The 25,446-nt window shown below is 72.7% G+C and carries 31 protein-coding genes; 27 read left to right on the forward strand and 4 right to left on the reverse strand.

What is annotated here, in order from left to right; translation table 11 throughout:
- Positions 1-479: 479 nt before the first annotated feature.
- The gene (locus tag ACZ52R_RS30350; RefSeq protein WP_465664444.1) at positions 480-1,016 is read right to left on the reverse strand and encodes a GNAT family N-acetyltransferase; all 537 of its coding nucleotides are present in this window, start codon (positions 1,014-1,016) and stop codon (positions 480-482) included.
- Complete coding sequence (locus ACZ52R_RS30355) at positions 1,013-1,807, reverse strand: GntR family transcriptional regulator (RefSeq protein ID WP_465664443.1); 795 nt, start codon at positions 1,805-1,807, stop codon at positions 1,013-1,015. Before ACZ52R_RS30355 ends, ACZ52R_RS30350 begins: the two co-directional genes overlap by 4 nt.
- Before the next feature lie 466 nt (positions 1,808-2,273).
- Between ACZ52R_RS30355 and ACZ52R_RS30360 the strand changes: the two genes are divergently transcribed.
- The 27 genes from ACZ52R_RS30360 to ACZ52R_RS30490 all read left to right on the forward strand — a co-directional run bounded on the left by ACZ52R_RS30360 (position 2,274) and on the right by ACZ52R_RS30490 (position 23,394).
- Positions 2,274-2,876, forward strand: a complete 603-nt coding sequence (locus tag ACZ52R_RS30360) for a hypothetical protein (RefSeq protein WP_465664442.1) — start codon at positions 2,274-2,276, stop codon at positions 2,874-2,876.
- Positions 2,877-3,035: 159 nt separating this feature from the next.
- Positions 3,036-3,473 (forward strand): hypothetical protein, encoded by a 438-nt coding sequence (locus ACZ52R_RS30365; protein ID WP_465664441.1) that lies wholly within the window; start codon positions 3,036-3,038, stop codon positions 3,471-3,473.
- Positions 3,474-3,478: 5 nt separating this feature from the next.
- Positions 3,479-3,613: a hypothetical protein gene (locus ACZ52R_RS30370; protein WP_465664440.1), complete on the forward strand. Its 135-nt coding sequence runs from the start codon at positions 3,479-3,481 to the stop codon at positions 3,611-3,613.
- A 250-nt stretch (positions 3,614-3,863) separates the two neighbouring features.
- Positions 3,864-4,118 carry a hypothetical protein gene (locus ACZ52R_RS30375; RefSeq protein WP_465664439.1) on the forward strand — a complete coding sequence of 85 codons (255 nt, stop codon included), beginning with the start codon at positions 3,864-3,866 and terminating at the stop codon, positions 4,116-4,118.
- 114 nt (positions 4,119-4,232) lie between these two features.
- Entirely contained in the window at positions 4,233-4,595 is a 363-nt protein-coding gene (locus ACZ52R_RS30380) for a hypothetical protein (RefSeq protein ID WP_465664438.1), read from the forward strand.
- Between the two features lie 116 nt (positions 4,596-4,711).
- Complete coding sequence (locus ACZ52R_RS30385) at positions 4,712-5,383, forward strand: hypothetical protein (RefSeq protein WP_465664437.1); 672 nt, start codon at positions 4,712-4,714, stop codon at positions 5,381-5,383.
- Between the two features lie 359 nt (positions 5,384-5,742).
- Entirely contained in the window at positions 5,743-7,272 is a 1,530-nt protein-coding gene (locus ACZ52R_RS30390; protein WP_465664436.1) for a DUF2637 domain-containing protein, read from the forward strand.
- 126 nt (positions 7,273-7,398) lie between these two features.
- On the forward strand, positions 7,399-7,545 hold the full coding sequence (locus ACZ52R_RS30395; protein WP_465664435.1) for a hypothetical protein: 147 nt from the start codon (positions 7,399-7,401) through the stop codon (positions 7,543-7,545).
- Between the two features lie 137 nt (positions 7,546-7,682).
- On the forward strand, positions 7,683-8,255 hold the full coding sequence (locus tag ACZ52R_RS30400; protein ID WP_465664434.1) for a hypothetical protein: 573 nt from the start codon (positions 7,683-7,685) through the stop codon (positions 8,253-8,255).
- Positions 8,256-8,394: 139 nt separating this feature from the next.
- Positions 8,395-10,431 carry a hypothetical protein gene (locus tag ACZ52R_RS30405; protein WP_465664433.1) on the forward strand — a complete coding sequence of 679 codons (2,037 nt, stop codon included), beginning with the start codon at positions 8,395-8,397 and terminating at the stop codon, positions 10,429-10,431.
- Between the two features lie 2 nt (positions 10,432-10,433).
- A complete protein-coding gene (locus ACZ52R_RS30410) occupies positions 10,434-10,808 on the forward strand; it encodes a hypothetical protein (protein WP_465664432.1) in 375 nt (124 codons plus the stop codon).
- A 10-nt stretch (positions 10,809-10,818) separates the two neighbouring features.
- Positions 10,819-13,131, forward strand: coding sequence for a type IV secretory system conjugative DNA transfer family protein (locus ACZ52R_RS30415; RefSeq protein ID WP_465664431.1), 2,313 nt, complete (start codon positions 10,819-10,821; stop codon positions 13,129-13,131).
- A 123-nt stretch (positions 13,132-13,254) separates the two neighbouring features.
- On the forward strand, positions 13,255-13,758 hold the full coding sequence (locus ACZ52R_RS30420) for an ATP-binding protein (RefSeq protein WP_465664430.1): 504 nt from the start codon (positions 13,255-13,257) through the stop codon (positions 13,756-13,758).
- Positions 13,759-13,853: 95 nt separating this feature from the next.
- Positions 13,854-14,201 carry a hypothetical protein gene (locus tag ACZ52R_RS30425; RefSeq protein WP_465664429.1) on the forward strand — a complete coding sequence of 116 codons (348 nt, stop codon included), beginning with the start codon at positions 13,854-13,856 and terminating at the stop codon, positions 14,199-14,201.
- Between the two features lie 126 nt (positions 14,202-14,327).
- Entirely contained in the window at positions 14,328-14,954 is a 627-nt protein-coding gene (locus tag ACZ52R_RS30430; protein WP_465664428.1) for a hypothetical protein, read from the forward strand.
- A 61-nt stretch (positions 14,955-15,015) separates the two neighbouring features.
- Positions 15,016-16,218, forward strand: coding sequence for a DNA polymerase III subunit beta (gene dnaN, locus ACZ52R_RS30435; protein WP_465664427.1), 1,203 nt, complete (start codon positions 15,016-15,018; stop codon positions 16,216-16,218).
- Between the two features lie 187 nt (positions 16,219-16,405).
- Positions 16,406-16,852, forward strand: coding sequence for an NUDIX domain-containing protein (locus tag ACZ52R_RS30440; RefSeq protein ID WP_465664426.1), 447 nt, complete (start codon positions 16,406-16,408; stop codon positions 16,850-16,852).
- 146 nt (positions 16,853-16,998) lie between these two features.
- Complete coding sequence (locus ACZ52R_RS30445) at positions 16,999-17,433, forward strand: RapZ C-terminal domain-containing protein (RefSeq protein ID WP_465664425.1); 435 nt, start codon at positions 16,999-17,001, stop codon at positions 17,431-17,433.
- Positions 17,430-17,849, forward strand: coding sequence for an HIT family protein (locus ACZ52R_RS30450; protein WP_465664424.1), 420 nt, complete (start codon positions 17,430-17,432; stop codon positions 17,847-17,849). The genes ACZ52R_RS30445 and ACZ52R_RS30450 overlap by 4 nt, the downstream gene beginning before the upstream one ends.
- A gap of 121 nt (positions 17,850-17,970) precedes the next feature.
- Positions 17,971-18,468 (forward strand): hypothetical protein, encoded by a 498-nt coding sequence (locus ACZ52R_RS30455; RefSeq protein ID WP_465664423.1) that lies wholly within the window; start codon positions 17,971-17,973, stop codon positions 18,466-18,468.
- Positions 18,469-18,505: 37 nt separating this feature from the next.
- Positions 18,506-19,111 carry a hypothetical protein gene (locus ACZ52R_RS30460; protein ID WP_465664422.1) on the forward strand — a complete coding sequence of 202 codons (606 nt, stop codon included), beginning with the start codon at positions 18,506-18,508 and terminating at the stop codon, positions 19,109-19,111.
- A gap of 113 nt (positions 19,112-19,224) precedes the next feature.
- Complete coding sequence (locus ACZ52R_RS30465; protein ID WP_465664421.1) at positions 19,225-19,686, forward strand: Pycsar system effector family protein; 462 nt, start codon at positions 19,225-19,227, stop codon at positions 19,684-19,686.
- A 32-nt stretch (positions 19,687-19,718) separates the two neighbouring features.
- Positions 19,719-20,228 (forward strand): AAA family ATPase, encoded by a 510-nt coding sequence (locus tag ACZ52R_RS30470; protein WP_465664420.1) that lies wholly within the window; start codon positions 19,719-19,721, stop codon positions 20,226-20,228.
- Positions 20,229-20,341: 113 nt separating this feature from the next.
- On the forward strand, positions 20,342-20,584 hold the full coding sequence (locus tag ACZ52R_RS30475; protein ID WP_465664419.1) for a hypothetical protein: 243 nt from the start codon (positions 20,342-20,344) through the stop codon (positions 20,582-20,584).
- 128 nt (positions 20,585-20,712) lie between these two features.
- A complete protein-coding gene (locus ACZ52R_RS30480; protein WP_465664418.1) occupies positions 20,713-21,369 on the forward strand; it encodes an OB-fold nucleic acid binding domain-containing protein in 657 nt (218 codons plus the stop codon).
- Positions 21,370-21,498: 129 nt separating this feature from the next.
- Complete coding sequence (locus tag ACZ52R_RS30485) at positions 21,499-22,251, forward strand: hypothetical protein (RefSeq protein WP_465664417.1); 753 nt, start codon at positions 21,499-21,501, stop codon at positions 22,249-22,251.
- Between the two features lie 699 nt (positions 22,252-22,950).
- On the forward strand, positions 22,951-23,394 hold the full coding sequence (locus ACZ52R_RS30490) for a hypothetical protein (protein WP_465664416.1): 444 nt from the start codon (positions 22,951-22,953) through the stop codon (positions 23,392-23,394).
- A 92-nt stretch (positions 23,395-23,486) separates the two neighbouring features.
- On the opposite strand, the gene ACZ52R_RS30495 is transcribed toward ACZ52R_RS30490, so the two are convergent.
- A complete protein-coding gene (locus ACZ52R_RS30495) occupies positions 23,487-24,461 on the reverse strand; it encodes a hypothetical protein (protein ID WP_465664415.1) in 975 nt (324 codons plus the stop codon).
- The gene (locus tag ACZ52R_RS30500; RefSeq protein ID WP_465664414.1) at positions 24,461-25,261 is read right to left on the reverse strand and encodes a ParA family protein; all 801 of its coding nucleotides are present in this window, start codon (positions 25,259-25,261) and stop codon (positions 24,461-24,463) included. The genes ACZ52R_RS30495 and ACZ52R_RS30500 overlap by 1 nt, the downstream gene beginning before the upstream one ends.
- Positions 25,262-25,446: the final 185 nt, after the last annotated feature.

The following is a 25,446-nucleotide window of genomic DNA, read 5'->3' on the forward strand; positions in this document are numbered from 1 at the left end:
AGCCCGAGAGCAGGTGAAGCAGGAAGGCCGCGTTGATCCGGGGTGGAAAACCCGGGGGAGCGGCCAGCGGAGCTAGACCCCTGGAAAGGTCCGGCACCGCAGACGAGGGCTAGGTCACGGAACACCCCCGCCTCGGGGGCCGCCGTGGCCGGCCACACATACAGAGACGGCACCCCGCCGGAGCGAGACCCGAGAACCCTCGGTCGACTCCACGGCGGGGTGCCGCGCGTATGAGGGGGCGCCACTGCGGGTACCCTGCATCACGTCACCACCCCTTACGTGGCTGACCGGGACGGGCCCCTGGCCGGGCGCCGCTCCACTTGAACGCCGTCCGGACTCTCGGGTCCGGGCGGCGAAGTCGTTTTGGATCACTGTCGGCGCAAGCCTACCCCTGTGGACAACACTCGGAGTAACGGCATAGGCACCGTGTCGATCTGACGTTCCGACGAGCTGAATGTCCAACAAGTTCGCCCCCCTGCCTAGCTGGCGGTCTGGTCGTCAAACCCGTGGTCGGCGACAACGGCCTTGCGCTGGGCTACCCAGCCCGAGCCGCCGACTTCGGGGTTGAGAACCGTCCTGACGTGCTGAAATCCGTGTTCCAAGTAGTACTGGTGGAGCCGGCGGTTACTGGTCCAGGCGTCCAGGCGGAGCAGCTTGGCCCCGCGCCGTGCTGCGCGGTCGCCGGCCCAGTCCAGCAGCCGGGTGCCGAGCTTCTGGCCGGCGTACGCCCGGTCCACCGTGAGCTTGTGGATGTACATGGCGGCGACCTCGCGCTCGTCGGCCGTCCAGAGGAGCGGGTCGGTCTCGGTGTCGAGGGTGATGGTGGCCGCGAGTTCGGCCCCTGCGGACTCCCGGACGACGAACACGTCCCCGGCCTGGATGCTTCGAGCTATGTGGTCGCTGGGGAAGTCCGTGGACCACTGGTCGCTGCCGGCCTTGGCAAGCCAGGCTGCGGCGTCGGTCCGGAACCGGGCCAGCCGCGGCAGGTCGGCGAGTTCAGCGCGCGCGATGATCACTCTGCGACCGCCTCTTCGGTCTCGGGCTCGGTTTCCTTGGCGCGCCGATTCCGCTCGTAGACGATCACGTGGCGGTCCCCGGGCAGCAGACAGATGGTGACCTGGACCGGCTGCCCTTCGCAGTCGTGTCCAGTGCTGATCAGCTCGGCCATCGGGGTGCCGGGCGGGAGAGCAAGCCGCTCCAGTTCCGAGGCTCGCGGGAGCCGCGGGTAGATCTCATCGAGCGACTCCACCAGTTCATGGCCGAGCTCGGCCAGCACCTGATTGGTGCCGCGTTCGACGCTGCCCGGTGTCATCCACTCCGAGCCCTCGACGATTCGAAGGGGAACATACGAGTCGTCAGTGGCGAAGGGCACGCCGTCGACGAAGCTGGTCCGCCGTCGGTAGCCGACGGGCACGCCTTGGGCGAGCTGCAACCGCTGCCGCACTGCGTCGTCCGGCAGTTCCACACCCACTTCAATGGTCTGGGTACCATCGCGCCCCTCGTCCTGGAGCAGCTGGGTGTAGATGTCGACCGTCGGCGGCTTCCGCCGAAATTCCGACTGCGGCCGGTAGACCAGCGGGCGCCACTCGCGAACAGTGCGCCCCAACCTGCCTTTGCCCTCGTTGATCAGCCCCTCGTGTTGGAGCCGCTGCAGCGCGGTCCGAACGGTCTGACGGCTGACCTTGTGTTTGTCGGCGAGCTGGAGTTCACCGGGGACCTGGTCGCCAGCAGACAGCTCGTGCTGTTCGATCTGCCGCTTGAGGTCGTCGTAGACCCACTCCCAGCGTGCCCTGCTGTCGGCTGGCACCCGTCACTCCCTCATCGTGTCCGTTCTGTACGTACAGAAGATAGCGCGTTTTGGTCGCCCCGTCGCCCCCGAGCCCGCCGGCCGGGCGTGGCGGAGGCCGCGACGGAACGTGCCGACACGCGTACTGCGCGTCGCTGACCTGCGCGTTCGGCTATTTGTCAAGTCTGTACGTACAGAAGACTTGCGGCGCCAATCTTCTGTACGTACAGTTCAGACATAAGCCAACCGGCTCTGGTCGGGGCGGTCCTGTTGGACCGTCAGGCGTGCAGGCCCAATCGCTTCGGCAGTGATCAAGTCGAGCCCATCCGCTCCTAATCACTGCAGCTGCTGGGCTGAACATATGGCTCCACCACAGCGCTGCTGCGCTGTCTGTCCGCCAGGACGCCGGCCTTCGGGCCGGGCCTGGCGGGCGGAGAGAGCAGCACTCCGCTCCCCGGACTCTCCATCTCCCTGCCAGGAGGCCCAGATGCCCGCTCGCACCCGCACCAAGCGCCGCTCCGCTCTCCCCCCGCTCAAGCTCTCGACCCTGCTCCCCAGCCGCTACAACCTCCGCCCGGGCGAGGTGAATACCGTGGTCTGCCCCGACTGCCAGACATGGCAGCGGATCATGGGCGACAAGACGCGCACCATCCGCGACCACTACTCCACCGACCTGTCCGGCGCCGAGCTGGAAGCCGGCCAGCGGGACACCCGCTGCCCGTCCGCACGCCGGATCGTCGAGATCGACGTCAAGGTCGCGCACTGGGCGAAGCAGGTCGAAGAGGGGAGCACCCAGGTCGCCGCCCGTCGGCCGACCACGGTGTTGAAGAAGGTCAAGGCCCCGCAGCCTCCGGCTGTCCTCCACATCGCGCAGGGTCGCCCGGCCGAGCCCATCGTCTCCGCCAAGCGGGCCGCGCGGAAGCGAGCCAAGGGCTGGGAAGTCGTCCGCGTCGGCGTGCTCGTCACGGACGTCCTGCGGCAGCAGCCCCTGTACGGCGCGCGGGGCCCCCTCTTCTCGCTGCCCCTGCCCGATGGCGTGGCCACCGAGCCGCCCCGGAAGCACCGGAAGCGGAAGGGCCTCGCCGCCTGACCACCGCCAGCTGCACGAACCACCACGGCCGCCCACCCCCGACATGCGGGGTGGGCGGCCGTGGCTGCTCGTACAGCAGCCAGACACAGATGACGGCCCCGGGATTGCGCCCCGAGGCCGTCGCCGGTCGCACCACCCAACGACGAGAGGACTACGACCGTGGACACCATCATGGCACTCTCCAGCACCACCCCGGTGAGCAGCGGCACCATCGACGACCTGTACGCCCGATACTCCTGCCGCCTCCTCGCGGCCGCGGGCGAGCGCCTCGCCGCCATCGGCCCGGCCGCCGTCGAGCTGGACGAGGACGTCACCCAGGACGTGTGGACCCACGTCCTCGAGCACGGCCTGCCCGATGGACTCCGCGGCCTCGAGGCCCTGCTGGCGCTCCTCGACAACGCAGTGGCCCAGGTCCGCCGCCAGCGCGGCCGCGAGTACGCGGCTGGCATCGCACTTCCTGCCCGGCGCACCGCCGACCCGGTCGGCCTGGACGCCCTCGCCGACACCATCAACGCGGCTGCCGCTCGTCCGCTCCGCCCGGCCGCCACCAGCCAGGCGTTCGACGGCCTCCTCCGCGACCTCCCGATGGCCGGGTGACCGCGATGGACCCGATCCAGGCCGCCGCCGACCTCCAGCGCCAGATCGCCGCCCAACAGGCCGCCCTCGAGGCGCAGCGCGCCGCCGAGCGGCTGCTCGCCGAGCAGCTGCGCCAGCAGCAGACCGGAGGCCCCCAGTGACCTGTACCGATCTCGCCGCCTGCCGCGCGTACGCCAACGGCAACGGCGGCACCCCACCCGCGCCCCCGGCCCCGCCCGCCCCCACCCCCGGCGGTGGTGGCCGGTGAGCAGCCCCGAGGACCAGGCCTGGACCGGCCAGCAGATGGACGAGCTGCTGCGCCGGGCCCGCGAGATGCACGCCCGGGCGCAGGCCGCGAAGGCCGGCGGCCAGCAGCAGTAGTACCAGCTACGACACGAGAAGGGACCGCCCGTGAGGACGACCGAGGAGTACGACGCCTGGCAGGCCGGGCTGGAGCAGATGCACCGCGACTACGAGGAGGCCGACCAGGCCGAGTACGTGGCCTTCATGGACGAGCTCGACGCCCGCGACGTCGCGGCCTGGGCCGACCCGGTCCTGGAGCAGCCGGCCACCGGCGGTGCGCTCCTGGAGCAGCGGCACGTCCTGCACGAGGCCGCCCACCCCGACCAGGTCGAGGCGCTGCGGCGCCTTGCCGCCCTGGCCTGACCGTCGGTTGCTGTCGTTCGCCGCCGCGCCCACCCCCCTCGGAGGCCGGGCACGGCGGTGTTCGTCGGTGCCCGACCCACCGGCCGCGCCCTACCCCTGACGAAGGAGCAGCAGATGGCCTATGTGCCGCCCCCGTACATCGATCTGCACCCGCTGATGAGCCTGGAGAACCCGCTGCCGCCTGGCAACGAGGACCTTCAGACGCGGATCACCGTGCAGCTGGCGCAGGCTCGCCTGGCCGCTGCTGCGTTCACCACCGCCGAATACATCGACGACGCGCTGACCCGCGACGAGCTGTGGTCCCGCTTCATGGCGATGCGCGGCGAGGCCTGCGCCCTGGCCGCGATGCTCAATGAGGCGCTGCTGCTGATCCCCTACGAGCAGGTGCCCGGCGTGTGGTGCGTGAGTACTCAGTCCGTCGTCGAGTACCTCACGGTCCCCCGCTACCCCACCGTCCAGCGGGAGCTGCACTCCTGACCCGCCCGGTTGCTGTCGTTCGCCGCCGCGTCCCGCCCTGCCAGCACGGGGAGCGGGGTGCGGCGGTGTTCGACGGTGCCCGACGCACCGGCTTCACCACTTCAACGGAGGACACCATGTTCGTGATCAGCCTCGGCGATTTCGACAAGATCGCCCAGCAGCTTGAAGGCCGTCACCACCAGAACTACCAGGGCACCGCGAAGACCGAGTTCAACAACCTCGTCTTCACCTTCAAGCCGTTCACGGGTACCGAGAATGAACCGGTGATGCCGGCGGAGGCATGGCGGGACGAGTCCCTCACCCATGCCGCCCGCGAGGCCCTGGCCGCCGAGTACGAGGACGCCCGCAGGCTGTGGCTCGACGCCAGGTACGTCCGCGAGCTGAAGGCCGCGGTCGTCGGCGCCGATGAGCTGTGGACCGCCTACGCCCAGGCCCGCCAGGAGATGGACCGGCTCTTCGCCTCCCTGGACTCCACCGCCGACACCCACTGGCGCTCGACCGTCTTCCAGCTGGTCACCGCCCAGGAGAAGGCGCTGGCGGAGGCCGCGGCCTGGGACTGCAAGGCCCGGACCATCGTCGACGTCCACAACGCCCACAACTACAGCAACCTGTCCCAGCGCGAGGCCTGCGAGAAGGCCGGCGTTGACACCGCCTGGGAGTTCGGCGCCCGCAGCGACTACGACAGCTGGGGCCGCAACCCGCTCAACCGGGAGGTCTTCAACGCCGTCGAGCGCCAGCGCGAGCACCTGCGCCAGGTCGCGGACCTGACTGGCGACCACCAGGCCTGACCGCCGCGTCGGTCGGGGTCCGTGTTTCGGGCCCGGCGGCCTCTTCTTCGCCCCAGCGGCGGCCGGTTTCGGAAGCGCGTGATCGCGTTTCGGGAGCGCCGGCCGCCGTTTCGGACCCACCTGAACCGAGCCTTCCGGAGGCCCCTGTGACGATCACCGACATGCCGCCGACGGCGGCCCCGACCGGCCCGACGCGCCCCGCGCCAGGCCCCGTTTCGGCACCGCCCGCGCCGCTTTCGGGAGCGCCTGAGAGTGTTTCGCCCGCGCGCCGGGCGGTTTCGGAGACGGCCGAACCTGCTTCGCCCGCGCGCCCGACCGGGGCGCTGACCACTCCGCAGAAGCTGGCGGCCGGCGGGATCGTGGCGGCCGCGCTCGCCCTGGCCGGCATCGGCCTCTACCTGTCCTTCGGGCACGTCGCCGCGTTCGCCTTCGGGCGCCTGCACTTCTCCACCCTGGACCAGGGTCGGCTGTTCGCGGTCGGCGTCGACACCGGGATCATGGTGATGATCGCGGTCGACCTGCTGATGGCCTGGCTCAAGCGCCCCATCAACTGGATCCGCTACCCCGTGTGGCTGCTCACGGCCGCCACCGTCGTCCTCAACGCCGCCTCGGCCGCCCCGCAGGGCAGGCCCTGGCAGCTGCTCGACTACGTCGCCGCGTTCGCGCACGGCGTCGTCCCGGTGCTGTTCATCATGGTGGTCGAGGTCGGCCGCGACTCCATCGACCGCGTCGTGCGCCCCGACCAGGCGGAACGCGACTCCATCCCGCTCATCCGCTGGATCCTCGCACCCATCGCGACGTCCCGGATCTACCGGCGGATGCGGCTGTACGACGTGCACTCCTACCCGGAGATGGTCCGCCGTGACCAGGAGCTCATCGCCTACGAGCTGTGGCTCAAGCGCAAGTACGACGGTGACCTGTCCAAGGCCACTGAGGACGAGCAGCTGCCGATGACGATGGCCCCACACGGCTACACCGTCGCCAAGGCCCTCGCGATGCCGGACGAGCAGGACCAGGCCGCCGAGGCCCGCCAGGAGGAGGCCGAGCGCCGCCGCCTGGAGGCCGACACCCGCCGCAAGCAGGCCACGGCGAGGGCCGAGGCGGAGGCCCTGCGTGCGGCTGGCCAGGTGGAGACGGTCCGGGCCCAGGTGGAAGGGGAGACCGGGCAGGCCCGGGCGCAGGCCAAGGCTCAGGTCACGGCCGCCGAGCGGGCCGCCGCTCTGGAGGAGAAGGCGCTGGAGACCGCGGCGACGGCCGAGGCCCGCGCCCGCACCGCCACCGCCGAGCTCCTGGAGGCGCAGGAGCGCAAGGCGAAGGCCGAGACCGACCTCCAGGCGGCCGAGCTCGAACAGCAGGCTGCCGACAAGCGGCGGGCGATCGAGGAGGCCGACCGGGTCGCCGCGGCCGAGGCCGCAGCGATCGACACGCAGACCATCGCGATCGCCCGCAAGGCCGCTGCCGAAGCCGACGAGGCCGCCGCCGAAAAGGAGCTCGCCGCCGCCGAAACGCGGCTGGCCGCCGCCGAAAAGGACCGCCTCGCGGCCGAGGAGTGCGAGCGCGAGCAAGCCGCTCTCGCCAACGCCGAGCGGGCCAAGCTGGCCGCCGCCGAAGCCGAGAAGTCCGCTGCCGAAACGCGCCGGGCTGCTGCCGAAATCGAGAAGCGCGCGGTCGAAGCGGAGGACGCCGCCAAGTTGACGCCGCGCCAGCGGGCGGTGCGCAAGGTCGCCCGGATGCTCCTGCAGAGGGCCGACCCCGAAACGGGTCAGGTCCAGATCGCGGACCTGCCGCTGGCGGAGATCCATCAGGCGCTGGAGGTCTCCTCACCCGCCACGGCCTCCGAGTACCGCATCGAAGCCGCCGAGCTGCTCAACCAGGGCTACCGGCCCTGACCCGCACCGCCGAGCACCGGCCTCTCCGGTGGCCACCAGGACGCTCACATCGTCCTGGTGACCGCCGAAGGCGCCGAAGCGCCGAGCACCACCGTACCGAGCACGGCCCCAGTGAAGGAGCCCCCGATGAACACCCTCGAGTACCTGGTCGGCCTCGCGCTGGTCGTCCTGGTCGTCGTCCTGGCCGTGGCCACCCCGCTGTTGCTGGTTCACGCCCGCGAGCGCGACCACGGCCCCGATTGCTGGTGGTGCCACCCGCGGCTGCGCCGCTGACCGACCGCCCCACAACCCACCGAGATCCGGGCCTCTCGGCCGGTCGCCGGCGCGCCCCACCAGGGCGTCTTCGGCGGCTGGCGAAGGCGTCCGGCCCCGGCGCCGAGCACCACCGAACAGACAAAGGAGCACGCACCATGGCCGACCGCGATTCGGTCTACAACGACCCCGCCTACGACATCAGCAGCATCCCGTCGTGGAAGCAGACGCCGCCGCTGCACGGCGCCTACGCCCCCAACGCCCGCTTGTCCCCCCGCGCGAAGGCCGGTGTGGCCGTCGCGGGTGTCGTCCTGGTCGCCACCGGGATGGTCGCCTGGTCGCAGTACGCCTCCGCTGAGGCCGACGCCGAGGTCAAGAAGGCGCAGATCGCCCTCGACAGCTCCCGCCTGGAGCTGGAGAAGCAGAAGCAGGAGGCGTCGCTGGCGGCCGAGATGGCCAAGACCAGCGGCGTGGAATCCGACGCGCAGAAGGCGCGCCGTGAGGCGGTCCAGGCGTGCGTCGCCAAGGCCTCCGGCGCCTACGGGGCCGTCGCCGACTGCGCCAAGGCGTACCCGGCGGTCGACTCCCCGGGCATGGTCAACACCGCCCAGAAGGTGGCCACGAGCGAGGGCGACGACACCTCGAACTCCGGTGTCGGCCTGGCCGTCCTCGGGGTCGCCGGCGTCGCCGTGGCCGCTGGCTACCTGAAGAAGCACTTCGCCCGCAAGTAACCGTCCGTGACTCCCTCCCACTCCCTCCCATCCATGAAACAGGCCTTCCCCTCTCCCAAGTACCGGTCATGGGCGTGAAGGAGGCTTTCAGAGAGTGGGAGGGAGTGGGAGGGAGGCTACCGAGAGTAAGGACAATGTGATGGCGACTCCCGCTGCCGCGGCCGTTCCACCTCCGCCCGACCACCCGCCCACGGTGCCGTCCGCGCCCGCCCCGAGCACCCCCACCGACCCCGCGCCCCCGACTCCGGACCCCGGTCCCGCCGCCTCGGCGGCGCCCGCGGAACCGGCCCCGGCGTCCGGCGCGGGCGCCGCGCCGAGCGGTCTCGCCGACCTCCTCGCCCCGGTCCAGCCCGCCCGCTCCGTCCTCGGCACCACCGCCGACCTCGACCCCAAGGACGCCGCCGCCGACCCCGCCAGCGCCGAGACCGGCAAGACCACCGGGAAGAACGCCGCCGGAGCCGACAGCAAGGACGACGGCCGCGACGGCCCGATCGGCGCCCTGGTGCGCGCCCTCGCTCAGCGGCTGGGCCGCACCGGCACGGCCACCACCATCAAAAAGTCCCACGACGTCAAGGAGACCCGGGTCTCCGGGAGTTCGACCAACACCACCAACGCCAACAAGTCCGACCTGCTCGCCAAGAACGAGCACGCCGCCCAGCACCGCTCCCAGCGCGACGCCAAGACGGCCGACCTGAACAACAAGACCCACCAGCACCAGGGCAAGGACAACCGGGACGTCCGCAAGGCGGACAGCACGGACGCGAAGACCGCAGCCAGCAAGGCCTCCAAGGCCGACACCGCGTCGAAGACCGGCAAGGACAGCCGGGACAGCAACAGCAACGACACCAAGTCCGCCGACACCAAGGCCTCGAAGAACGACACCGCGTCGAAGACCGGCAAGGACAGCCGGGACAGCAACAGCAACGACACCAAGTCCGCCGACACCAAGAGCTCGAAGAACGACACCGCGTCGAAGACCGGCAAGGACGACAAGCACCACAGTGACGAGAAGACCTCCAAGGGGACGGACTCGAAGACGGCCGACCCCACGGCGCCGAAGGGCGGCAAGGACGACGGCGGGGCGAGGACGTCGAAGCCCGACGGCTCCGCCGGGGACGGCGGAGCCGCGAAGGACGACCCGGGCGGCGCGAAACCAGGAGGCGGGCCGAAGCCCGGCGACAACGGCCCGGCACCGGGCGGTGCCGCACCGGGGCGCGGCAGCACGCCGGGCGGCCCCGTGGGCCCCGGCGGAGCGCGGGACGCGAACCCCGCCGACGCGAAGGGTGCGGACACCAAGTTCAAGGGAGCGAAGGTCTCCGGCCTCGTGGGCGCCACGCCGGAGCCGGCCTCCCCGCAAACGCCGCCGGACCGCAAAGGCCCGGACGACAAGTTCCGCAAGCCCAAGACCGCACCGGCCGGGCCGGTGAAGCCCGGCGCGGCGGGACCGAAGCGTGCCTCGGCGGGCTGCGCGCCGGCGAAGGCCGACACGAAGACAACCCCTACCTCTGCGACCGGTCCCGCCACGTGGGACGGAAGGACGACGATGCACGACCCGAACAATGCCGCCGCCGGGATGGTCCCGGTCAGCGGATCGACCGCTGACCGGGCGAACAAGCCCCCCACAGCCCCGGCCACCGGGGCCGTCTCCGCACCCGGCCCGACCAGGATTCCCGCCCAGGCCGGCCCCACCGCACCGGCCCCGGCGGCCGAGGCGGAGCCCGCGCGGAACGTGGCGGTCCTCCAGGACGGGGTCACCTTCGTCGCCGACGGCGAGCAGCGCGGCATGACCCGCGGCGAGGTCCGCACCCTGCGCCAGTTCGAGCGCCGCATGGCCGCCAAGGGCCAGGTGCTGGCGAAGGTCGCCGAGGGCAGCAAGGACATCCGGGCCACGGCCGTCGACCAGGCGACCCGCGCGCAGCGCCTGGCCGAGGACGCCAAGCAGGTCAAGGGCGGCGACCGGCTGGTCGCCATGGCGCAGCGTCTGGCCGAGCGCGTCCAGTCGCTGCGGGCCAAGGCGGAGCAGACCGAGAAGGGCGCCGAGCGTGGCACGGAGGCCGTCAAGGTGCTGGCGTCGAACGCGGAGAAGCGGCACGGCGTGGTCTACAAGGCCGTCGTCGACTCGCCGCTCACCAGCCCCGCGGAACGCGAGTTCTACCAGGACAAGGAAGGGAGCTGACGGTGGCGAAGTCGCTGACCTACCGCGCGCTGCGCAGGGAGCTGAGGGCACTGGCCAAGGAAGTCCGGAAGGGGACCGAGGAGCACAAGAAGCTGGCGAGGGAGATCGAGGCGCAGGCGCGGGACACCGGCCGCATCGCCGAGCAGATCGCCGCCCTCAAGGTCGACACGGCCACGGTCTCCGAGACCCGCGAGGTGTCGCGGATCATGCGGGGCCTGTCGGTTACGGCCCTCGCCTACGCGACGGCCGCCGACGCGGCCTCCCGCGCCGCCGTTGCCGCCGACAACGAGGCCGCCCGCCTGCACAACGGCATCCAGGAAGCCGTCGACCGCTCGTCCGTCCCCATGGCCAACAGCAGCTGGTACACCCAGGAATAGGAGAGATGCCGTGACCACCGACCACGCCACCCCCGCCCCGGAGGCGGTGCGCAGCGCGTCTGTCGAGAAGGCCTTCGCCGTGGCGGAGGTGGCCGCCCCGGTGGTCACCGCCGCGGTGATGCCGCTGCTGCAGGCGCAGGCCGCCACCACCATGTGCACGTTCCTCGCCGCGCCGGTGCTGGTCGCCGGGGCGAACTACGCGGGTCTGATCGCCGACCGGACGCTGGAGGCGGTGCCGGGCGGCGACATCGTGCGGGCGCACCGCCGGCCGATGTTCGTCTCCGCCGTCGCCACGGCGACGGCGTCCGCGACCGCCACGGTCAGCGGTCTGCCCGGAATCGATGCCCTGGCCGCCGGATGGATGGAGCTGCCGTCCGTCTCCGGCCTGGTCTCCATCGCCTGGTGGGGCAGTATCGCCTTCGTCGGCTTCTCCCTGCGCCGGGTCCTGGGCGGCAGCCGCCGCCCGCGGCGCAAGGTGGCCCCGGCGCAGCAGAGCGCCGAGCCGGACCAGCCCTCGCCCGCCGTCCGGAAGGTGCTGCAGCTGTGGGAAGCCCACATCTCCGGCGAGTACGGCGTGCACACCGGCGAGGACCTCTACCTCACCGCCCTCGGGCCGGCCGGGTGGGAGGGCATCGTCCAGGCCCCGCCCGGGCGGCCGGTCAACGTCACCCGCGAGAGCGTCTCCGGCGTCTACCGCATCCCCGCCGCCTGGGTGCGCATCACCGACGGGCCCCACACCAGCTCCAAGTACATCCACGTCGACCTCGTCGCCCCGCCCGCCGAGCAGGCGCAGCGCGGCGAGCTGGAGGACCGGTGGCTGCGGCGCGTGGCGCGTAAGGGAGGCTGCGTGCCGGGCACGCACCTCGAAGGGCTGATCGACGACCCGGCCACCGGCGGTGTCGCGGCGTGGGTCGTCGCGGACGAGGACACCGACACCGTCACGGTCCCCGACATCCACCAGCTCGCCGGCGCGCTGCACACCACGCCCCTGCTCGTCTCCTTCGAGCCGACGCAGGACCCGCGCCGCGCCAAGTTCCGCAAGATGGAACGCTCGCCGTTGGAGGACGGCAGGCCCCTGCCCGGGCCGGAGGCGCTGCGCGCGAATCCCAACGGGTTCGTCTCGTTGGGCACCGGCATCTCGGGGCGCCCCTCCCGGATCCAGCTGTTCGACCTCAAGGGCGGCGCCCGGCACGTCCTGGTCGCCGGGGTCACCGGCTCCGGCAAGGGCGGCGTCCTCCAGCTGGTGTGCCTCTCGTACCACGTCAACAAGGTCGCGATCATCTACGCCGACCCCAAGGGCAGCTCGAACCCGGACGTGGAGGACATGGCGTCCTACGCCGGCTGCGGGCGCGAGAAGGCGATGGGCGCCCTGCGTCTGGCGTACGCGATCCTGCTGCACCGCGTCGCCCAGTCCCAGCGGCTGCGGATGAAGAACTTTGTCGCCACCGACGAGATGCCGTTCATCGCGTTGGTCCTGGATGAGTTCGCGCAGCTGCTCGGCGAGAACTCGCCCTTCCTGGCCGAGGCCGCGATGATCGTCGCCGCCGTCGCCGAGACAGGCCGCTCGCTTGGTATGTGCGTCGTGCTGTGCGGGCAGATCCTCAACCTCGACAAGATGGGCTCCGACACCAGCATCCGCGACAACGTCTTCTACGGCGGGGCGCTCATCCTGCTCAGGAGCGACGGGGCGCAGAAGAACCGCGTCGACCTCCCCGACAGCTTCGACGGCGTGGACCCGTCGAAGATCCCGGCGTTCTGGCAGAGCAGCAACGACTCGCTCATCTACGACCCGACGGTCCCCGAGGACGATCCGCGCAGGACGTTCGGCGTTGGCTACGTCGTCGGCCCGGACGAGCGTGCCGAGATGATGCGCGCCTGGATCCTCGAATCCGCCGCCGGTCTGTTCGACCCGGCGAACATCGCGATCCCGCACGACTTCCCGGGCTGGGACGACCGCGACCTGATCGCCGCCACCCCCGTTGACCCCACCGCACGCCCTGCCACCGGCACCGACGGCGAAGGCGACGGCACCGCCTGGGAGCCCGGCCCCGCGCCGACCGTCCTGACCAAGGAACCCACCGCGGAGGAGAAGATCCTTCGAATCCTCGACGACTACCGCGACCCCATGAACGAGGAGGTGGGTTTCCTGAGCCTGGACGCGATCGCTGAGATCACCGGAGTCGCCCGCAAGACCGTCCTGAACAGATGCTCCATGCTCGCCGGCAACGGCACGCTGGTACGCCGCAACGCCGGCGAATACGGCCTGCCGCTGCTCAAGAACACCGATCAGGGCAGCCTGCCGGAGCCCGCCGACAGCCTCTGACCCTGGCGGGCCGTCCCGCCCCACACCGCGTCCGCCCGCCCCGCCACTGCGGCCGGGCGGCGGACCGCTTCCCGCACCCAGTCACCCGGCCGTCCCGGCGGTCACCACCGAGAGGAACCCCGCATGACCACCCACCTGATCGTCGGCCCCACCGGCTCCGGCAAGTCCTACCGCCTCCAGCAGCTGATCGCCCAGGCCGCCAGCGAAGAGGCCACCACCACCTGGGCCATCCACTTCCACGACGAGCTGACCACCGCCGACCGCCACACCACCGATGCCGAGCAGATGCTCACCGACGCCCTCGCCATCGTTGACCAGCGCAACGCGGCCTTGCGCGACGCCCGCCAGCGCACCCACCAACCCACCGAGGCCGAGCCGCGCATCCGCCTGCTCATCGACGAGACCGAGCGCATCCTGCGCCGCGAGCCGCTCGCCGGGCAGCTGTACCGCCTGGTCACCACCGGCCGCCCCGCCGCCGTCGAGACCGTCATCGCCGTGAGCGACCTGCGCCTCAGCACGTGGCCGCTCGACCTGCGCGACCACTACCTCGCCGGCACCGTCACCCAGCTCCAGCGAGGACGTCGCACCGTACCCGGCCACCAGGCGCTGACCGACACCCAGAACTGACCGGTCGACCGGCCTCGCCCCCGGCAGCACTCCGCCCGCCCCGCCACCCAGGCCGGGGCGGGCGGGCCCGTATCAACTGGAAGGAAACAATCCCAGTGACCACCAACCGGTCCGACTCCGCGGCGCAGGCTCCCTGCCCGGACTGCCAGGTCGCCCCCGGCGACATCCACCAGGACGGCTGCGACATCGCGCTCTGCGCCCAAACCGGCCGCCAGCACCTGATGTGCGGCCACGACGAGGACGACGAACGCTGCCGCAGCACCTGGACCGGGCAGTGGCCCGGAACGGCCGAGTGCCGTGAGTGGGGCTGGTACGTGCGCGACATCCCCGGCCTGGGCCTGGTGCCCTGCCCCGCCGACGCCCCCGACGCCGAAGAGGACCTCAACCGCCTGATCACCGACGCCCGCTGGAACCCCGACACCCAGCGCTTCCAGCGCACCTGACCGGCCTACCAGCCTCGCCCCTGGCAGCACCCCGCCCGCCTCGCCACCCAAGCCGGGGCGGGCGGGCCGCTTTCCGGGGACGGGGCCGGCCGACCGGCCGACACCGCGATCCGCCTGGAGGACGTCGTGAGCATCACCGTCACCGCCGACCCGGCCAGCCCCGAGGAGATGGGCGCCGCCGCGGTCACTGCCATCTCGGAGGCTCTCAAGGCCGCCGCCCACCGCCGCCCGGTCGACCGCCAGGCGCCCTGGCGGATCACCGGCACCCCTTACAGCGCTGCCCGCCTCACCGTCGGCGACCTCACCGCCCGCATCACCGAGCTGCCCGACCACCTGATGGTCGTCTCCGGCATCCCGCAGTGGGACCGGCGTGCCGCCTGGCCGGTGCGCTCCACCACCTGGGACGGCGCCTTGGTCCTGCACACCACTGCGCCCGAACCCGACCCGAACGCACAGGCCCTCGACCTTCACCTGCCCGCCCCCACCGACGGCGACGGTGAAGTGCCGGGCCTGCAGCCCTCTGTTCCCCGCCGCACGGCCCTGGCCGGAGTGCTGACGGTCTGCGAGCTCGCCACCGTCCTGGCCGGTCTGCCCGACCACGCCCCGGTGATGGCCGTCGTCCCCGGCTGGGCCGGCACCGCCGAACTCGTCCTGGAAAGCGCCGACGACTACGGCGACTGCCTCCTGCTGGACACCGGCTACTCCAACTGCGAGTTCTCCGGCCCCGACGACGAGGACGACGACGAGGCCTGACCGGCCCCGCCTCCACCACCAGATCCGACACCAGCCCAGCCCCCTGAAAGGCGTCCGAACCGTGAAGCTGCGCCTGCCCGTCTCCGCCCTCGCCGACGCCGTCTCCTACACCGCCAAGGCCCTCCCGTCCCGCGCGCCGGTCCCCGTCATGCTCGGCATGCTCCTGGCCACCGGCGACGGCGGCCTGCGCCTGTCCGCCTGCGACGGCGAGGTCTACACGTCCGCCACCGTCTCCGCCGAGATCGCCGACGACGGCACCGCCCTGGTGCCCGGCCGGCTCCTGAACGACATCTGCTCCCGACTGCCCAAGACCGCCGACGTGGACCTCGAACTCGTCGACGGCGGCGCCCGCCTGGTCGTCGGCTGCGGCGCGGCCCGCTTCACCCTCCCGGTGCTCCCCGTCGACGAGTACCCGGCCACCGTCGCCCTGCCGGACGCGGTCGCCACCGTGCAGGCCGACGTCCTCGCCGAGGCCGTCGCCCAGGTCGCCGTCGCCGCCTCCGCCGACACTGCCCTGCCCGCGCTGACTGGCATCAAGGTGCGACTGGACGGCGACGCCCTGCACCTGGACGCCACCGACCGCTACCGCATGGCCCACAAGGAACTGACCGTCCGCCCGACCGTCCGCCCGACCGGCACTCTCCCGACGCCCGCGAAGCGCGGCAAGAAGAAGGACGGCGACGACCAGGCCGCGGCGCTGGTGCCCGCGAAGAACCTCGCTGAGGCCGCGAAGGCGCTGGAGGGCGAGCACACCCTCACGCTGCACTGGTCGGAGGGCCTGCTAGGGCTGTCCATCCCGGGCGGGCGCACCTACATGACCCGCCTGCTGGACGGCTACGAGTTCCCGAAGATGGGCGCCTTCTTCGACGGCGAGTGGCCGATGACCATCGCCGTCCCGGTCTCCGAGGCGGTCGCAGCGCTCCAGCGCGTCGCCCTGGTCGCCACCCGCAACACCCCCGTGCGCCTGGTCGTCGAGCCCGGCGGCGAGCAGCTGCGCATCGAGGCCGGCTCCGGCGACGACGCGCAGGCCAGCGACCGCATCCCCGTCCACACCGCCGGCACCGACACCGACGGCACCTGCGACGGCCTGGTCCTCGCCTTCAACCCGCAGTTCCTCGCCGACGGCCTCAAGGCGCTCGGAACGAGCGAGGCCGAGCTGCACGTCCGCCACCCGCACAAGCCCGCGTACCTGGCCGGCCGCCTCGGCGACGGCAACGACGCCACCTACCAGCACCTGGTCATGCCCGTGCGCCTGACCGGCTGACCCCGCACCACCCGGCTGACCCCGCACCACCCGGCCCGCCCCGCACCGCCGGGCGGCCCCGGCACCAACACCAGGACACCGATCCGAACGGGAGCAGCACCCCGTGAACCAGCACACCGAGCCCACCATGGTGCGCGGCGCGGCCGCCCGGCCGGGACCGCCCCAACAGCCGTCAGGAAGGGTTGAAATGACCGAGACCGTCGAGTCCATTCGCTACACCGCCGACGTGGTCGCCACCACCCCGGACGGCCGCGTCCTGCTGATCGAGCGGGGCTGGCCCCCGTACGAGGGCGCCTGGGCGCTGCCCGGCGGCCATGTCGACGCCGGCGAGACGAGCCGCCAGGCGGCAGCCCGGGAGCTGGCGGAGGAGACCGGCGTGCGGGTGGACGCCGCGGACCTGCTCCAGCTCGGCGCCTGGGACACCCCCGGCCGCGACCCCCGCGGCCGGTACGTCACCGTCGCCTACCTCGCCGTCGTCCCCGAAGACACCGCGACCACCGCCGGAGACGACGCCCGCACCGCCCGCTGGTGGCCGTCCGACCAGCTCCCGGAGCAGCTGGCGTTCGACCACGCCGCGATCCTCGCCACCGCCCTGCGCGGAGAACCGGCCCCCGGACCCGCCGCCGGGCGCTGACGCTGCCCACCACCGCGCCCGCCGCCGGGCGCTGACGCTGCCCACCACCGCGCCCGCCGCCCCCGCCACCCAGGCCGGGACGGCGGGCAGCGGTGGTGCGCGGCGCGGCCGTCCGGCCGGCACTGACCACCAGATCGGAGAACACGTTGAGCACGATCCCCACGGCGGACCAGCTCGCCGCCGCCACCTTCGAGATCACTACCTTCGGCACCCTCCACCAGGACCCGCCGCTCGGCGACGCCCTCACCGTCGATCTGACGACCGCTCTGAGGAACCCGCCGGAGGACCCCGCCGTGCGCGAGCAGATGATCCGCTCCACCGGCCTCGACCAGCACGTCCTCGACTACGTCCTGGCCACCCCCGGCGCCCGCGAGATCGCCGACCGCACGGTGCGCCGGGCCTTGGCCCAGCACGCCGCGCTGTCCGGCGAGACGGTCCGCATCCATGTCTATTGCCGCGGTGGCAGGCACCGCAGTGTCTCCTTGGGCCGGGAGGTCGGCCGGCTCCTCCAGGGCCTCGGCGCCGCCGTGACCGTGACGCACCGCCACGTCCACCTGCCCGTCGTGGAGACGAGCCGGTGACCGCGCCCACCGCGCAGAAGGCCGGTGGCGGGTGCGTGTTCTGCGCTATCGCCGCCGGCCTCGCGCCCGCCCAGGTCGTGGCCCGCTGGCCCGAGGCGCTCGCCATCGTCCCGCTGAACCCGGTCACCGACGGGCACCTGCTCGTCCTGCCGACCTGCCACGTCCCCGACGCCGCCTTCGACCCGGCCGTCACCGCCGTGACGATGCGCCGCGCCGCCGAGCTCGCCCAGGGCGCCGGCCCGGCGAACCTCATCACCAGCATCGGCCCCGAGGCGACCCAGTCCGTGGAGCACCTGCACATCCACCTGGTCCCCCGCCGGTCCTACGACGGCCTCCACCTTCCCTGGACCCTCCCCGCAGCCGTCGTCGCCGAGGCGCAGACCATCAGCGACGACCCCACCGGCGCCTGGACCTGACCCGCCTCCGGGCACTGACGCTGCCCACCACCGCGCCCGCCGCTCCGCCATCCAGGCCGGGACGGCGGGGGCGGTGGTGCGCGGCGCGGCCGTCCGGCCGGACCCCGGCAGGAGGACCCCCGTGACCACCACGTCCACCCTGGCCGCCACCGCCTACGAGCCGTTCAACCAGCCCGGGAGAACCTTCCGCCAGGACAGCATCCTGGGCGAGGGCACCGACTGGGAGCTGGCCCGCCTCGCGCTCTCCGAGCGCAGCTTCGCCACCTACAAGGACGACCCGCGCGCCGACGAAGCCCAACGGATCGGCGAGCAGGTCACCGCCGAGGAAGCGCAGCGCGTCGACGCCTTCCTCGCGGCCGCCATCCAGGACACCGGCCACCTCGAGGCCGTCGCCGCCGCCGAGGAGCTCACCGGCGAGGACCGGGACTGGCTCATCGGCCAGCTGCGGCTGGCCTGGGACCGCCTGGACCGCCTGCACGACTGCCTCGACCGCTCCGGCAGCCTCCTGACCAACACCTACGCGGCGAGCAGCGTCGACTACGTCCGCTGGTCCCGCAAGCCGCAGGCCTTCTCGCCCCTGCTCGGTGGGCGCACCGGCCGCCCGACCACCGCCGGCTGACCAGAGACACGAACCCCAAGCAGGAAGAAGGAGAAGGATGAACAGCACCCTGTCCCCGGAGGAGCAGCTGGCGCTGGCCGTGGAGTTCCGCGTGCCGATCCCCCAGGGCCCGGTCGGCGGCTACGGCGAGATCGTCGTGCGCCGCGACGAGACCGGTACCGGCTGGGCGGTGACCGACGGCGCCCTGGTCGGCCTGCGGGCCTGGGCCGAAGGCGAGGACGGCGGCTGGCAGCCCGTCAGGGACATCGGCCGCGCCGCCGCCTACAAGCACACCCGGGAGCAGGCCCTGAGCCTGGCGCACCGGGTCGCCGAGTACGAGGCCATCAACCACCAGGTGCTGCTCGGTGTGATCGCCGACCCCCTCGGCCACGCCATCCGCACCCGGCAGTACACGATCACCTGCCCGCGCTGCCAGACACCCGGCGCCGAGGAGTACGGCGAGCCGGCCTGGAACAGCGACGACTACGCGGACTGCGCCCGCTGCCGCACCTGCGGTCTCGAATGGGCCCTCGACCCCGGGGCCGACGCCTCCTGCACCACCTGCGGCGGCAGCGGCATCCCGGGCGCCGGCCCCACCCGCACGCGCACCCCCAGCGGTTGGCAGTCCGTCCCGAACTGCGAGTGCCACGAGTCCGGGCTCTGACCCTGCCCACCACCGCGCCCCGCCCCCGGTGCCGGCCAGGCCCGGCGGCCGGGGCGCCGTGGTGAGCGGAGCCGGCGCCCGGCCGGACCCCGACAGGGAGGGAAGAAACCCCGATGGACACCACCACGCCGCTGACCGCGCTCGACCAGGCCCTCGACCGCGAACTGGCCGCCGTGAGCGCGGACATCGCGCGAACGGACAGCAAGGCATCGCTGCTGCTCGGCCTCACCGGCGTCCTCATCGCCGGCGTGGCCGCGCTCAGCAAGGCGCCCACGTCCGCGCTCGCCCTGGCCGCCGTCGGCATCGCCACCGCCGTCGCCTCCGCGCTGCTCTCGGTCCTGGTCGTCATGCCCAAGCTCGACCCGACCAGGTCCAACGGCTTCTCCCGCTGGGCCCGCTGCACCGACCCGGACGCACTTCGCGAGGCCCTGGCCGACGACGTCCGCCCCGCCCGCCTGCACGCCCTCAGCGTGCTGTGCGAGCGCAAGATGCGCCTCCTCCAGTGGGCGGCCCGCCTCGCGCTCGTCGCCGTCCTCACCGTCTCCGCTGCGGCACTCCTGTCCGCCGCCGTCTGACCACCCACCACCCCACCCCGGAGGCAACCCCCGTGACCACCACCCTCCCCACCGCCGAAGCCCGCACCCTCGACCCCGTCGAACCCGGCGACGTCGTCGTCATGATCGGCGCCAGCGCCTCGGGCAAGTCCACGGCGCTGCTCACCTTGCCAGCGCACCAGATCGTCAGCCTCGACCAGCTGCGCGCCGTCGCCTCCGAGCCCGGCGACCAGGCCGCGACGGCCGACGCCCTCCTCCTCCAGCACCAGATCCTGAGCATGCGGCTGCGCAGGGGGCTCACGACGTACATCGACAACGTGAGCTGCGAGAGTCACCACCGGCTCCAGCTGGTCGACCTCGCCCACGCCCACGGGCGCCGCACAGTCGCGGTCCTCACCGACGCCCCACTCGGCCTGTGCCTCGCACGGAACTCGGGCAGGCCCGACCACCAGCGGGTGCCGGAAGACGTCCTGCGCTACCAGCACCGCATGGCCCGCTCCGCCCGCGCCCTCCTTCTCCACGAAGGATTCGACGAGGTCCGCCACCACCGCACCGGGCACTGACGCTGCCCACCACCGCGCCCCGCTCACCCGGCCACCCAGGCCCGGCACGCGGGGCGCCGTGGTGAGCGGCGCGGCCGCCCGGCCGAACCCCGCCACACGCGCCCGGAGGACCGATGACCACCAACCCCGACCCCGCCGCCCCGCAGTACCGGGTGGACCTGTCCGACATCGAGGCCCTCGCCGCCCGATGGGCCGCCAGGCGCGACGGCCGCCCCATGCCGCCCCTGGACCAGGCCACCCGCCAGTCCCTCATCCGCGTCTACACCAGGGCCGCCGCCCTGGGCGCGGGCGCCAACCCGGCGGCCGCCCACGCAGCCCAGGAGCAGGCAGACCGGCTGCGCGCCGGACTGGACTGACCGTCGTCCCGGACGCTGACGCTGCCCACCGGACCCCCACCGCCACCCGGCCACCAGCCGGGCACGGGCCGGGTTCCGGTGAGCGGCGCGGCCGCCCGGCCGAGAACGAAGACTGCCTTGGAGAACACGTGATCATCGATCAGGCCCTCTGCACGACCCCGGCCCCGGCCCGCCTGACCGTCGCCGCCCTACGCGCCTCGGGCCGCACCGAGGGCGAGGTCCGGCTCGTCGGCACCATCACCCAGGCCCGCCAGCACACCAACCGGGCCGGCAACCAGTGGGCCACCCTCACGCTCACCGACACCACCGGGCAGATCGACCTCCGCGTCTTCCCGCGGACCTGGATGCCGCTGCGCGAGCGGCTCTTCGTCGAGGTCGGGCAGCCGGTTACGGCCACCGGCCGGATCAACGCCTCTGGCCGTGACCTGGTGGAGGTCTACTGCCACGACCTCAGCCCGGCCCCCGAGCAGGAGCTGACCGAGCCCACCGCCCCGGTGACCGTCCAGATGCTGATCGGCCGCCACGCCACGGCGCTGGCCGACCTGGCCGCGACCGACGAGCGCACCCCGCTCACCCTGGCGTCGTTCACCGCGCCGGTCCGCGACACCGCCCACCTTCTCCTGGACACCCGGCTCCACGAAACCGGCCGGCATCTCCTCGCGGCGGGCCAGTACCTGCGGGCCATCCCCGGGCATGACGGCGAGCGCCACCAGCTGCTCGAGTTCGCGGCCGCCCACCTCGCCCAGGCCCAGGACCTCGCCGACGACCCCACCACCCGCCCCTAACCCGCCGATTCACCGGGCATCGACGCTGCCCACCACCGCGCCCCGCCCACCGGCCACCCAGGTCCGGCGAGCGGGGCGCCGTGGTGAGCGGCGCTGGCCGGTACCCACCCGCTCCCCTGGAGGCACCTGATGACCGAGCAGACCACCCGCGCCCGCCTGCTGAGCACCGCCCTCGACACCGCCGACAACATCGCCATCGCCGCCGCCGCGGCCGCCGCCGGCCTCACCACCTACCGCACCCTCACCGGCCGCCCAGCCGAGACCCGCTTCACCCTCGCCGCGGCCGCCGCCGGCCTCGCCGCCTGCCTCGCCGACCAGACCACCACCGAGCTCCGCCGCCCGCTGCGCCACCGCCTCGGCGTCCCCGCCTACGGCTACGCCCCTGCCGCCGCTGCTCCCGCCCCGGCGCCGTCGAGGGAGCAGCTTGCCGCAGAGGTCGCCGCCGACGCCGCACACCGCGCGGCCACCGCAGCCCACCGCCTCGACCACAGCGGCGGCAGCCTGACCGAAGCCGCCAACTGGCTGGGCGCGGAGGACGGCACCGCGACGTGCGAGCTGCCCGGCGGCGCGCACCTGCTGTGCGTCCCCTCCCCCGCCGACCACGGGTACTGCAGCCGCTCCTACCTGTTCGTCCAGGGCGAGGAGAAGCCGCTCGAGGTCCGCAGCATCGGCGACCTGGTCGCGCTCCTGGACGGCCCGGCCACCGACACGGCGCAGCCCGCCGACAGCGAGGACGAGGATGGCGACCCGTGGACCACCCTCGGCCAAGGCCTCGCCATCGCCGAGCTGTGCCCCACCGCGGCCGCCGACGGCGAGGACCAGGCCGACGAGGACGACGACGTCGACCAGGAGGCCGAGGCCCACGCCGCCGGCCTGCTGTAGCAACCGCCCCGAGGCGGGCCGGCACTCCTCGAGGACCGACCCGCCGCCCACCGCACCTGACCGCTTGCCGCCAATCCGGCCCGGCCCGTACCCAAGCGGGCCGGGCCGACCCGTCGAAGGAGACACCGCAGATGACCACCACCCCCGCCCAGGCCGGCCGCCGCGGACTCTTCACCGCCGACCCCGACCAGCAGCTGCGCCCTGGCAACCCGGATAAGGCCTGGGAGCTGTGGCTCACCGGCCCCGGCACTCTGCTGGAGATGCCCGACCTCGTCACCGCGCTGATGGCCGCTGCCGAGCACAACGCCCTGGCCGCCGACCTGGACGACGGCTCCCCGATCCAGCCTGCCACCCACGCCCTGGTCCTCCACCACGGCGACGCTTGGCGCCGCGAGGGCGCGGCCCGCTCGGACGCCGGCATCGCCGTGTCCTCGCTTTGCTGGACCGCCCGCTGCTCGGTCTGCGGCGACCTGGTCGAGGACGAGTTCATCCCCCACCACGACACCCCCCCAGGCCGCCGCCGACGACGCCGTCGGCAGCCGCGAGTGGGGCGAGCTGCCCGACGACCGGCTCGTCTGCGACCGCACCGACGACGCCCACGACGACGCCCGCGCCCAGGCCCGCACCGAAGACACCCCCGAGCCGGACGACAACCAGCTCGCCCTCCTGTAGACCCCAGCCCACCCAGCGGAGGACCACATGCACCGACCTGTCATCGCCCCCCGCCCCGACAGCCCCGCCAGCCAGGCCGTCGGCTTCGACCTCGACGGCACCCTCACTGTCGATCAGGGCTGGCAGGGCGGCCGCATCGGCCTGCCCCAGCCCGGCGCCATCGAGGCGCTGCGCACCGTCGCGCAGCAGCGTGCCGTCTTCGTGTTCACGGCCCGGCCGAGTCGCTGGCTGCCTGAGATCGCGGACTGGGTCGCCTGGTACTCCGGCCTGCCGGCGTTTGTCGACCCTGACCCCGAGCGGGCCTATTACACCGCGGTCGGCGGCCCGATTCTGGTCACCAACACGAAGTTGGGTGCGGCCGCGTATGTTGACGACCGGGCCGTGCACCATGCCGGGGACTGGACCGACACCCTCGCCACCGTCAGCCGCGCGATCGGCCTGGACCGCGCAGGCGCTCTAGTCCCGGCCTGATCCCAGCGCAGCAAAGGGCCCGCCTTCCTCGGTTTGACGCCGAGAGAGGCGGGCCTTCTTGCGTTCTGGGCGAGGATGCGACTGCCCTCGGATCAGTCGACGATCTCCGCATCCACCGGCGCGGACGCGACTGCCGCCGCGGCCGTCTTCTTGGCGGCCGCCAGGCGCTTCGCGAAGCGCTGCAGTTCGGCGTCGAGGTCCTCCAGGTGTTGATGGGCTGCGGCCGGGTCGGCCTCCACTGCGGACTTCAGCGCGCGAGGAGCGATGAGCGAAGCCACGCGCTCCCGCAACACGGATGCCGACCGGCTCAGGTCACGCAGCTGTGCGACGCCCGGCTGCCCTCCGGTGTCGGGGTCAGAAATTTCTGACCTCTGTTCGTGGGGGGCGGGGTCAGAAATTTCTGACCCCGACTTCTGGCCGGGAATGGAAGGCGCCGTCAGCTCTTCGGCGAGTTCGACAAGCCTGGCGGCGGTTGGGCGCTTCTTGCCCTGTTCGGCCGCTTCGGCGATACCCAGTTCGACCACGGTGCGGGCCGTCTTCAGGTCGTGCGAGGAAATGACCGCCGCCACTGCCTTGCGGGCCGAGGCGCGGCTCAGGTGCTGGGAGAGTTCAGGCCCGAGCTCCGCGACAGCCCGCGTCCGGGCGGCGTCCTGCATCAGCTCGAAGACGTACTTCTCGTCGACGTCCAGGACTCCGCCAGCCCACACTGCGAAGTTCGTGTGGCCGGCGACCACGTGCAGTTCCCGGTGCTGCGCGATCTCCAGCAGGATGCCCTTGTTGAGTATCACGAAGTCCTCGGCGCGCCGCCCGAGGCCGTCGATCTCGACCAGTCGGTCGGTGACGTAGGCGAGCTGCTCCTCTGGAGTGCCCGTGATGTCCTCTGCGGTGAGCACCCGGCCGCCCGCGAATACGCTCGGCGAGTCCTGGGTGCCCACAATCGCAGGGAGCGCCGAGGGGGCGGTTTGCTGTGCCGCCTGCTGGAGCTTGGCCGGCACCGCCGGATCCACGGCGGAGTCCGGCGCCTTCTTCAGTCGGTTCGTGCCGGCTGCGATCAACTTGTTGCCCATCAGGGTGTCACTCCCGCCGCGGTGAGGATTCGGTCATAGGCATCCGCAAGGGACTGAGCCTCCTTGCCGGAGGTCGCGGTGATCGGCACGCAGGCGAATCGCGTCTGCTGGCGCACCGCGTGCCGGGGGATTGCAAGATCGTCGCGGTACAGCTCCCCATACGTTTCCGCCAGATACTCCCCTATGGCGTCCTTCAGGGTGCTCCGCCCGCCGGGGACGATAGAGGGGACGATGCCCACCACCTCAAGGTCCGGGTTCATGCCGAGATCCTTGACCAGCTTGATGGTCGCCAGGGCCTCCTTGGCGCCGATCCGTCCGTCCTCGTCAAGGGTCGCCGGGATGACAACCTTCTTTGCCGCTACGAGGGCCGAGGTGACGAGCTTGCCGCCCGCGCGTGGCGGCAGGTCGAGAATGCCGATCGATCCGGGCTTTATGGCCCCCTTCAGGGCGAGCCGCAGGCGGAACTCGAGCCCCACGGCCATGTTGTCCGTCTCGCGGTTCGCCAGGGCGCGCTCCGCCGCAATCACCTGGACTCCCGGCCATGCGTCGGACGCCGGGGCGAACGCCTCGGCCGCCAGCCCGGTCTCACCTTGCGGGTCGAGTGCGAGCAGGTCGTTCATCGTGAAGGCCGGCGCCTCCTCCTCGGAGATGCCCAGCTCGGCGGTGAATGTTCCCCGGGGATCAAGGTCCCCGGCGACAACGTCCAGCCCTCGCCTGCGGGCCGCAGCCGTCAGCCCGGCCGCCAGGGCGCTCTTGCCGACGCCGCCCTTCTCGCTGTAGACCGCGATCACTTCGCTCATGCCCGGCCCCTCTGACCGTCAAAAATCCGATACACGGAAGGCAGGCTATCCGGAGCAGCAGGCCGCAGAGGACGCGGCATGCGGGCCACGGCGACCGCGCAGGGCACCAACGCCTCGTGCCGACCTTCGCCGCCCGCCCCTGTTTATGCCCGGGGGACCGGGCGCCGGTCCGCCAGTCCCCGCCG

The sequence above is a fragment of the Kitasatospora sp. NPDC034023 genome (assembly GCF_055575795.1).

Coding starts and splice junctions, on each gene's coding strand:
- ACZ52R_RS30360 (WP_465664442.1), top strand. CDS start 2,274: ATGCCCGCTCGCACCCGCACCAAGCGCCGCTCCGCTCTCCCCCCGCTC.
- ACZ52R_RS30370 (WP_465664440.1), top strand. CDS start 3,479: ATGGACCCGATCCAGGCCGCCGCCGACCTCCAGCGCCAGATCGCCGCC.
- ACZ52R_RS30380 (WP_465664438.1), top strand. CDS start 4,233: ATGGCCTATGTGCCGCCCCCGTACATCGATCTGCACCCGCTGATGAGC.
- ACZ52R_RS30385 (WP_465664437.1), top strand. CDS start 4,712: ATGTTCGTGATCAGCCTCGGCGATTTCGACAAGATCGCCCAGCAGCTT.
- ACZ52R_RS30395 (WP_465664435.1), top strand. CDS start 7,399: ATGAACACCCTCGAGTACCTGGTCGGCCTCGCGCTGGTCGTCCTGGTC.
- ACZ52R_RS30400 (WP_465664434.1), top strand. CDS start 7,683: ATGGCCGACCGCGATTCGGTCTACAACGACCCCGCCTACGACATCAGC.
- ACZ52R_RS30405 (WP_465664433.1), top strand. CDS start 8,395: ATGGCGACTCCCGCTGCCGCGGCCGTTCCACCTCCGCCCGACCACCCG.
- ACZ52R_RS30420 (WP_465664430.1), top strand. CDS start 13,255: ATGACCACCCACCTGATCGTCGGCCCCACCGGCTCCGGCAAGTCCTAC.
- ACZ52R_RS30440 (WP_465664426.1), top strand. CDS start 16,406: ATGACCGAGACCGTCGAGTCCATTCGCTACACCGCCGACGTGGTCGCC.
- ACZ52R_RS30460 (WP_465664422.1), top strand. CDS start 18,506: ATGAACAGCACCCTGTCCCCGGAGGAGCAGCTGGCGCTGGCCGTGGAG.
- ACZ52R_RS30465 (WP_465664421.1), top strand. CDS start 19,225: ATGGACACCACCACGCCGCTGACCGCGCTCGACCAGGCCCTCGACCGC.
- ACZ52R_RS30475 (WP_465664419.1), top strand. CDS start 20,342: ATGACCACCAACCCCGACCCCGCCGCCCCGCAGTACCGGGTGGACCTG.
- ACZ52R_RS30485 (WP_465664417.1), top strand. CDS start 21,499: ATGACCGAGCAGACCACCCGCGCCCGCCTGCTGAGCACCGCCCTCGAC.
- ACZ52R_RS30490 (WP_465664416.1), top strand. CDS start 22,951: ATGCACCGACCTGTCATCGCCCCCCGCCCCGACAGCCCCGCCAGCCAG.
- ACZ52R_RS30495 (WP_465664415.1), bottom strand. CDS start 24,461: ATGGGCAACAAGTTGATCGCAGCCGGCACGAACCGACTGAAGAAGGCG.
- ACZ52R_RS30500 (WP_465664414.1), bottom strand. CDS start 25,261: ATGAGCGAAGTGATCGCGGTCTACAGCGAGAAGGGCGGCGTCGGCAAG.